The organism is Psychrobacter sp. UBA3480 (assembly GCF_002377945.1).
Lineage (GTDB): Bacteria > Pseudomonadota > Gammaproteobacteria > Pseudomonadales > Moraxellaceae > Psychrobacter.
The window spans coordinates 112,001-119,772 of the sequence record NZ_DFQV01000032.1 but is presented as its reverse complement, the minus strand read 5'-3'; the positions used below and the strand labels follow the sequence as shown (position 1 = coordinate 119,772).

The following is a 7,772-nucleotide window of genomic DNA, read 5'->3' as shown; positions in this document are numbered from 1 at the left end:
TCATCGTCAGCTCTCTATTCCTGATTAGCCCCTTGATACTGACGTATCAAGGGGCTTTTCTTTGTTTGATATTTCTAGTATGTGGTCTCCAGTTCTATGTAGTAAAATAATTTTATTTGAAAAAATAAAAGACTCATCTTTTCCATTCCTTACTTAATCTACAGAATTGGTTCTAATATTTTCAGGAATTAACTATGAATATGGGTTCTCTAGGTTTATATATTACCTTTTTAGGTCTCTTAGCAGCTATTTATCAATTAAGACAAAACTTTTTACAACAGAGAACTATATTTGAGGATTCGATAAGTAAAGAGTACCGCGATATAATCCAGCGTATACCCTATAGAGCATTGATTGGTGAAGAAATTCCTTTATCTGAAGCAAGTGCTGTTCAGAATGAAGTATATAATTATATGGACTTATGCAATGAACAGATCTATTTACGTATGTCTAACCGAGTTAGTAAAAAGACTTGGAATAATTGGCAAGAGGGTATGAAAACAAACTTTGAATTAAAAGTGTTCAATGACACTTTGAATGAAGTATTCGAAAAGCTTCCTTCTAATTTTATTGAGCTACAGAGTGTTAAAGCATTGAATTTTAGTACCGACCCTAAGAAATACAAAATTTCCGACAATCTTTTGAAATGGATATTAGACTAATAAGGAAGTATGCGTGTCAATTTGGTTACTAGTTCTAATATCATTTTTGCATATTACTATTGGTGGGGCTTTCGCCTTCGGGTTTCTTTTCTACATATGTGCAGAAAATAGCCCAAGCTTAAACAAAATTGAGAATAACATTCTCTTTACCTTGTTGATTGGATATGCAGCTTCACTTGTAATCAGTGTTGGAATGGCTGTTTATTTTTACGTATTTACTACTAGCGATTTATATTACTGGTGCTTTGCTATCTCGTGGGGACTACTGATTCTACTGTTAGGTTATTGGGCATATATTTTAGCGAAATTTAATGCATTTTGAGGATATTGTTGGCATGTCTGGCCTGATTAATTACTTCTTAAAATAACTCACCTATCTCAGGTATCTCTTCAAAATCAAAACCTAACTGTTCATCTTTACGCTGTTTCATTTGTTCTATGCGCAGCTTACGTCCAGCGATAAGCCTTAGCACCTCGCGCTGCTGCTCTGTCGTCATATCATGCCATAGCTGGCGCTCAGTTCGACTACGCAGGCAACCAAAGCAATAACCCTTCTTATTGCTTTGGCAAAGACCAATACATGGATTGGCAATCTCGAACAGCTCAAACTGTTGATTCATGACTCCTCCATAATGACTACCGTCATTCCTTTGACCTGCATAAAATCACTGTACAACATTATTATGTCGCAAATACTGACTAATAGTGTGCCATTTTATTGTTATTATTTCCGTCTAGCGGGTGCTATGCTTAGCTTTGATAACCTTTATAAGATAATCATAACAAAATTAATAAGTGAGATGATACGTGAACTTGATTTATATCCATGGATTGGACAGTGATGCCAACTCGACCAAAGGGATGTTGTTAGAAAAATATTGCCAGCTTCATTATCCTGATATTAATGTGCTGCGTCCTGATTTAAATAAAACCCCTGCTCAAGTGTGTGAGCAATTACTGTCTTTAATCAAAGCACTAAATAATAGTGCAGATAGAAAATCAGCAGATAAGCAGACTGAGTTATCAAATACGGTATTAATCGGTAGCTCGCTAGGTGGGTATTTTTCTACTTTGATAAGCAATCAGATAGGTTGCCCAGTTTTATTGCTTAACCCTAGTGTCCAGCCCCATATCACTTTACAGCGTTTTTCTAATCAATCAGTATCAAGTCAAGATAACTTAAATGAGTCATCTACTAGCAAAGTCCTGCATACGACAGCGGGTGGCTGGAGTATTACGCCTGCAGATTTACAGTGGTTTGCAGATAATCAGCTGTTATCAGTAGATTATTCCGATAAAGTTGCTGTGCTATTAAAAGAAGGTGACGAGCTATTAAATTCTGAATTGTCTAAAGATTTTTATCAAGGTCATGGCGCATCGGTAATAGTGCAAGTAGGTGGCGATCATCGCTTTAGTGACTTTGATGAGCAGCTACCGATGGTGATGAATATCTTACAGAGTTTAGTACAGCCTTAAATAGACGACATTATATGACGTAAGCGATGGAGTATTAACGTTAACGTCGCTATTTTTCGTTATAATGGTTTAATAGAGTTAAACGCACGCGAACAGTTAAGGATGCATTTGTGAGTCAATATAATGCGCAATCGTTAGAAGTTTTAGAAGGTCTTGAGCCAGTCCGTCGTCGTCCAGGTATGTATACCGATACCACGCGCCCGAATCATTTGGCGCAAGAGGTTATTGATAACTCAGTGGATGAAGCGTTGGCTGGTTATGCTAAAACCATCAAGGTGCAATTGCATAGTGATGGATCGTTATCTGTCGAAGATGACGGGCGCGGTATGCCAACTGATATCCACCCTGAGTTTGGTCAATCTGGTATTGAGTTGATATTAACTCGCTTACATGCAGGTGGAAAGTTTTCGACCTCTAATTATGAAGTATCAGGCGGTCTACATGGCGTGGGTATCTCTGTCGTCAATGCGCTATCAACTCGCGTCGAGGTTACGGTATGGCGTGATAGCACACAGTTTGATATGGCATTTGAGAATGGCGCACCAGTTACGCCATTAACGGAAGCAGTCAGCTCAAACAAACGCAAACGTGGCACAAGAGTACACTTTTGGGCGGATGGCAGTTTCTTCGATACGCCCAAATTTAATGTAAAACAGCTCAAGCATAATTTAAAAGCAAAGGCTGTTCTGGCCGCTGGACTTACGATCGAATTCACTGATGATATCAATGATGAAAAGGTCGTTTGGCAGTTTACGGATGGGGTAGTCGAGTATCTAAGCGAACAATTAGATGGTTTGGAAACCTTACCTGAAGCACCGTTTTATTATAATTATGATGCGAAAGCGGGCGAACGAGCTGCCATTACCTTTGCCTTGTCTTGGTTGCCTGATGGTGGCACGCCTATTCAAGAAAGCTATGTGAACCTTATTCCCACAGCTCAGGGCGGTACGCACGTCAATGGTCTGCGTACGGGCATCTTAGAGGCACTGCGTGAGTTCTGCGATATTCATAATTTGCTACCACGTAGTGTGAAACTAACCGCGGAAGACGTCTGGGACGGAGTGAACTATATCCTGTCTCTTAAGTTCTCTGAGCCGCAGTTTTCTGGACAGACCAAAGAGCGTTTATCTAGCCGTGAAGCGGCAGGCGCTGTACAGACATTGGCAAAAGATGCCTTTAGCCTATGGTTAAATCAGCATGCGGACATGGGTACACAAATCGCTGAATTGGCGATCAATAAAGCAGGTCGTCGTCTAAAGTCTGCCAAAAAAGTCGCTCGTAAAAAGATTACTCAGGGACCCGCATTGCCTGGTAAATTGGCAGACTGCCGTGGTGATTTGCGTGATGGCGCTGAGCTGTTCTTAGTAGAGGGTGACTCTGCGGGTGGTAGTGCTAAGCAAGCAAGAGATCGTCATTATCAGGCAATATTACCTCTGCGTGGCAAAATCCTAAATACATGGGAAGTATCATCAGATACGGTGCTATCAAGCCAAGAGATTCATGATATTGCCATTGCTATCGGTGTCGATCCTGCCTCTGACGATTTGTCCGAGCTGCGGTACGACAAGATATGTATCTTAGCAGATGCTGACTCTGATGGACTCCATATCGCGACATTGATCTGTGCTTTGTTTGTGAAGCATTTCCCTGCACTAGTGGATGCGGGTCATTTGTTTGTGGCCATGCCGCCATTATACCGAGTGGATGTGGGTAAAGAAGTTCACTATGCACTGGATGAGCCAGAGCTTGCACATATCTTGGCTAACGTACCGGGCAATAAAAAAGCTCAGATTACACGTTTTAAAGGGCTTGGTGAAATGAGTGCTGAGCAACTACGTGAGACAACGATGAGCCGTGATACACGCCGCTTAGTACAGTTAGATATGGATGACATGGTACTGACCAATAGCGTGATGGATATGCTATTGGCTAAGAAACGTGCCTCTGATCGCAAGTCGTGGCTTGAGAGCAAAGGTGATTTGGCCGATATTTCTTAATACTTAGCAATGAATCTAAAGAAATATGGGTGCAGAATATCGAAATAGGTCATTACTTATATTTATGGCTAAACGATCTATCACATAATAAAAGCACGCAAAATTTAGCCTAGCCACAAAGGCTTAATGGTATTATGTCAGTACCTTTCATTATATTGTGCTGTCATGATACCGAAGATTTTTAACCGTTCTAAGTCTGTTGTTTCTAAACCTGCGCGTTCCAAAGTACTCCCAAAACTTAGCAAAAAGCATTTGGGAGACAAGGTTCCAAAGCGTGGCAACAAGTTTGCGCCTGTTATTGCATCCGCGCTGTTAAAGGCGTCAGGTTGGCGTACGGTAGGCGAGATTCCAAATATCTCACAAGCTGTAGTGCTTGCTCTGCCCCATACTTCTAATGTGGATGGTATTTATGCGATTCCAAGTCTGTTTGCATTAGATATCAAAATCAGCATTATGGGCAAGCACACACTATTTAAAGTGCCTGTGTTTGCGCAATTATTAAATTGGATAGGGGTTATTCCTATCGATCGTGGTAATAAAGGCTCTGTGCTGCAAGCCAGTATAGATAAGTTCAAAACTGGTGACCCATTATTTTTGGGATTATCGCCAGAGGGTACACGGCAATATACTGAGTCGTGGAAGACAGGTTTTTATTATTTAGCGGTGGGTGCTGGTGTACCGATTTTGCCAGTAGCGATGGACTACAATACTAAAGAAATACGGTTCATGTCGCTGGTTTATCCTACAGGTGATATCGAAGCAGATTTACCAAAAATATATTCTCAATATAAAGGGGTGCTACCAAGACACCTTGAGCGTTTGTCGCAGCCACTACAAGACATCAATAATGCAGCTGAATAAGCTAAATAGTATAAATATTAGTTCAATTAGTTAAGTTAACAGAACTGACTGTATTGCGGGTACGCAGGCTAACAGTTACCTATAACTAAGTTCTAATAATTTATATTGAAAAAGCCCCTAATATGATGATATCAGGGGCTTTTTTTGAGTAATATTTGGATGTCTATCAGCTTAACAATTTAGAACTGTGGTTGGCCGTTAGAAGCACTAACACCGCCGTCGACAGGTAGGTTAACACCAGTAATCATGGAGGCGTCATCACTTGCTAAGAAGGTAATGGCAGCGGCGATGTCCTCTGGGGTTGCTAGACGTCCAAGCGGACAGCGAGCTAAGAACTTATCCGTTTTAGACTCATTGTCTTGGATAGCCGTAGTCATATCAGTTTTGGTGACGCTTGGATTAACCGCGTTGACGCGAACACCATCTGAACCATGATCTAATGCCAATGTACGGGTTAAATTGGTTACACCCGCTTTAGCAGCATTGTAAGCAGCCATATTCCAGTCACCACCCACACCTGAAAGCGATGAAATATTGACGATATTACCCTTTGATGCAATCAAGTGAGGCATAGCAGCTTGAGAGACATAGAAGGTTCCGTTTAGATTCACATCGATAGCAGAGCGCCAATCATCAGCAGACAATTCTGTGATTTTACCTTGAGTTGCTTTGCCAGCATTGTTGACCAAGATATCAATTTTGCCAAATTTGTCGATAGCGCGCTCAACCATCTCTTGTACTTGGCTTTGAACGCTAATGTCGCATGTAATAATGAGATAATTGTCAGTATGAATCCAAGTACGATCTTGTGGCAACTCTTTGGCAGTTTCTTCTAGTGTTGCTGCCGTACGTCCTACTAAAACCACACTAGCGCCTTCCTCGGCAAAGCGAATAGCAGTTGCACGGCCAATACCAGAGCCTGCACCCGTTACAACGACGGTCTTTTCTTTAAAACGCTTCATAATGTTTAATCCTTATTATTATATAATAGTCATTAAAAATTCGATGATTAAAATTTCAATGACTACGGTTTCGATAAATACAACTAAGTACAGTTTGTCATCCATAAACTTGCACGCAAGCAATACTGCTTTGATATCATCATAACAAGTGATCGCTTTGAAAGCGACTGTCTCTGATAGTGCTTATGTAGCATAATTTTGCATCATTCAGATATTTGTAATACGCGATAATGATGTTGTTATTACGAGCTGGCATGTGCGATATTCACCATACGATAATAGAAGGTTGGAACTTGTGTCCCATTCGATTACTACTATGCCCGACTGGGGCTATCTGACGACTGAGCTAGTCAGTTATTTACAAGCAGATGCTATGGCAGTGACTCTAGCAGGTATGCATACGATTGAACATGAATACAATGCTCAGTATATCGCTCGTCACTACCAGTATCAGTTGCCACTTGGCAAGCTGCAGCTGTTGGAGCTGACACTATATCTACCCTATGATACAGAATCAGTTGATATTGAGGCTGTACGTATGACTGCGGTCAAGTCAGCACTTACATGGTACAAGTCATTATCGACTCAAAATGAAGCCAATGCTTCAATTGGTTATGAAGCTATGATCTTTGACATTCAGCTTGTCGGAGGAAGTAGCAGTCTCAATCAAGATGATAACGATGATAGTGCAAACCCTTCAAACATTGCAAACAGTGCTCTACAACGGCTTAAACACAATTTTGGGGTTCGTTACTTTTTAGAAGACTTAGTTGTCGACATGAGCGAAAGCATGCAGCAGCTGCAGGTCTTTAGCTGGGACGACTGGTACTCGATAGCAGCAGCGGTACGAACCCCTTGTGAATTATGGCGTTTCTTAGCTTATCATCTGGAGCAATTGCAGCAGTCGGCTGTAAATCATATTCCAAGTTTTGAGTCAGAAGACGCTTTGGTTGAGCGCTTCTTACAAAGTCCAGATTTATTTGCCCCTGCCATTGTAGTTGATAATGCGCTCATCAAAAATGAAGTACAAGACAAACCTAACTCAGCACTGGTCGCCATCACGCTTGCCTACAAAAACCAAAGTTCAACTGCTCAGATGTACCATCAGCATATGATACAGGCAGCCACGATATGGTCTCAGCTAAGTATGCAGATGATAGATACGTATGGTAAAAAGCATGTAGCTAATAATGAAGAGCAGACAGAAACACCGCTCGCTCACTGGCAACGACAACTGCTAGATGAGTCTTTGTTTTCACGTCACGAGCTTATCCGTACGCTATATAGACACCCTAAACAAAGCGCAGCGCTACAGAAAGATGGCTATGTCGTACATCAACATTCTTATGAGAGTTTGGGACGACATTATGTACTGGTTTTTTATAGTCAGGAGTCAAAAGGGCCTAATAGTAAAGCCGCTGTCCAACCAAAGCTAGCGAAGATCGCACAAGACGTTGCCACACGTTTGCCAATTATTGAGCTACATCATGTAGTCGTGCTTGGTATCGATTTTATCACTGAAAATAATGAGAATTTTTTCGATATTGACTTGTGGATTCAGCCAGTTGATGCGATGACTCAAAGGGAGCGCCAACTTACTAAGCAAATGCAGAAACTAAAACAACAAGAGATGAATAAGCAAAATACACCACCTGCTAGTAGCGTGGAAGATAGTAAACCTGCGAAGGCGCAAAAAGAAAAATTACCTCAAGTACAGATGAGCTTGACGATTCCAGCGCGCAAAGATAAGCAGTAGATAGACGTAGTTAGCTTTCTAGCCGTTTATTAATAAGAAGAACCACAGATTTATTAAT

Annotated in this window: 7 protein-coding genes; 5 read left to right on the top strand and 2 right to left on the bottom strand. The window is 41.2% G+C overall.

Annotation, left to right across the window (positions count from 1 at the left end; all coding sequences use genetic code 11):
- Positions 1–194: 194 nt before the first annotated feature.
- Positions 195–662 (top strand): hypothetical protein, encoded by a 468-nt coding sequence (locus B2863_RS12985; protein ID WP_296211323.1) that lies wholly within the window; start codon positions 195–197, stop codon positions 660–662.
- Positions 663–1,021: 359 nt separating this feature from the next.
- Here the strand turns inward: B2863_RS12985 and B2863_RS12980 are convergent, their stop codons facing one another.
- A complete protein-coding gene (locus B2863_RS12980; RefSeq protein WP_057762147.1) occupies positions 1,022–1,282 on the bottom strand; it encodes a DUF1289 domain-containing protein in 261 nt (86 codons plus the stop codon).
- Positions 1,283–1,469: 187 nt separating this feature from the next.
- Between B2863_RS12980 and B2863_RS12975 the strand changes: the two genes are divergently transcribed.
- The 3 genes from B2863_RS12975 to B2863_RS12965 all read left to right on the top strand — a co-directional run bounded on the left by B2863_RS12975 (position 1,470) and on the right by B2863_RS12965 (position 4,996).
- On the top strand, positions 1,470–2,138 hold the full coding sequence (locus B2863_RS12975) for a YqiA/YcfP family alpha/beta fold hydrolase (RefSeq protein WP_296211321.1): 669 nt from the start codon (positions 1,470–1,472) through the stop codon (positions 2,136–2,138).
- 110 nt (positions 2,139–2,248) lie between these two features.
- Complete coding sequence (gene parE, locus B2863_RS12970) at positions 2,249–4,135, top strand: DNA topoisomerase IV subunit B (protein WP_102093485.1); 1,887 nt, start codon at positions 2,249–2,251, stop codon at positions 4,133–4,135.
- Between the two features lie 165 nt (positions 4,136–4,300).
- Positions 4,301–4,996, top strand: a complete 696-nt coding sequence (locus B2863_RS12965) for a lysophospholipid acyltransferase family protein (protein ID WP_296211318.1) — start codon at positions 4,301–4,303, stop codon at positions 4,994–4,996.
- Positions 4,997–5,175: 179 nt separating this feature from the next.
- Here the strand turns inward: B2863_RS12965 and B2863_RS12960 are convergent, their stop codons facing one another.
- Positions 5,176–5,958 carry an SDR family NAD(P)-dependent oxidoreductase gene (locus tag B2863_RS12960; RefSeq protein WP_057762139.1) on the bottom strand — a complete coding sequence of 261 codons (783 nt, stop codon included), beginning with the start codon at positions 5,956–5,958 and terminating at the stop codon, positions 5,176–5,178.
- A 295-nt stretch (positions 5,959–6,253) separates the two neighbouring features.
- Here B2863_RS12960 and B2863_RS12955 point away from each other — a divergent pair, with 295 nt between their 5' ends.
- A complete protein-coding gene (locus B2863_RS12955; RefSeq protein WP_296211314.1) occupies positions 6,254–7,714 on the top strand; it encodes a hypothetical protein in 1,461 nt (486 codons plus the stop codon).
- Positions 7,715–7,772: the final 58 nt, after the last annotated feature.

Coding starts and splice junctions, on each gene's coding strand:
- B2863_RS12980 (WP_057762147.1), bottom strand. CDS start 1,282: ATGAATCAACAGTTTGAGCTGTTCGAGATTGCCAATCCATGTATTGGT.
- B2863_RS12965 (WP_296211318.1), top strand. CDS start 4,301: ATGATACCGAAGATTTTTAACCGTTCTAAGTCTGTTGTTTCTAAACCT.
- B2863_RS12985 (WP_296211323.1), top strand. CDS start 195: ATGAATATGGGTTCTCTAGGTTTATATATTACCTTTTTAGGTCTCTTA.
- B2863_RS12960 (WP_057762139.1), bottom strand. CDS start 5,958: ATGAAGCGTTTTAAAGAAAAGACCGTCGTTGTAACGGGTGCAGGCTCT.